The sequence below is a fragment of the Paraburkholderia sp. BCC1884 genome (assembly GCF_900996225.1).
GTDB lineage: Bacteria > Pseudomonadota > Gammaproteobacteria > Burkholderiales > Burkholderiaceae > Paraburkholderia.
Map to the genome: position 1 here is coordinate 1 of NZ_CAAJGL010000141.1, position 498 is coordinate 498.

Below are 498 nucleotides of genomic sequence, written 5' to 3' on the forward strand. Positions count from 1 at the left end.
GGCGTCGCCACCCGCGCAGAGCCGCGCGAACGCGGCGGCGCCGTCCGGCACCCGCGCCGCGAGACGCGTCCAGGCCTGCTCGACCCGCTCGCGATAGAAGCCGGGCCGTGCGTACAAGGCGCCGGCCACGCGCCAGTCGACATCGGCCGCGCCGCCGATCACCCACTCGGCCGTGCAGGATTTCGGCACCGGCTGGCTCGGATCGCCGCCGGCCACGTCGAGGTATTCGCGCAGGCAGGCGCGCAGGTCGTCGAGTGTCTCGAAGCTCAGCGCGATCCGGCAGGCGGCCTCGCCGCGACCCACCGCGGCCGTGTAGCAGAGCGCGGCCGGATCGATCCCGGCCTGCCGCGCCCGTGCCTCGTCGAGCCAGTCGAGGTAGCGGCGCGCGTAGTCGGCCAACGCGGCGCCCGAATGCGCGGCGAGCCGGAACAACCGTGGCGCGGCATCCGCTTCGGCGTCCGCGTAGGCGGCATCGTCATGCGCCGGGCCGTCCGCGCC

At 75.9% G+C, this 498-nt stretch carries 1 protein-coding gene; it reads right to left on the reverse strand.

The features are described from left to right. A partial coding sequence (locus FQ705_RS34250; protein ID WP_222105685.1) for a hypothetical protein occupies positions 1-498 on the reverse strand: 498 nt, incomplete at both ends.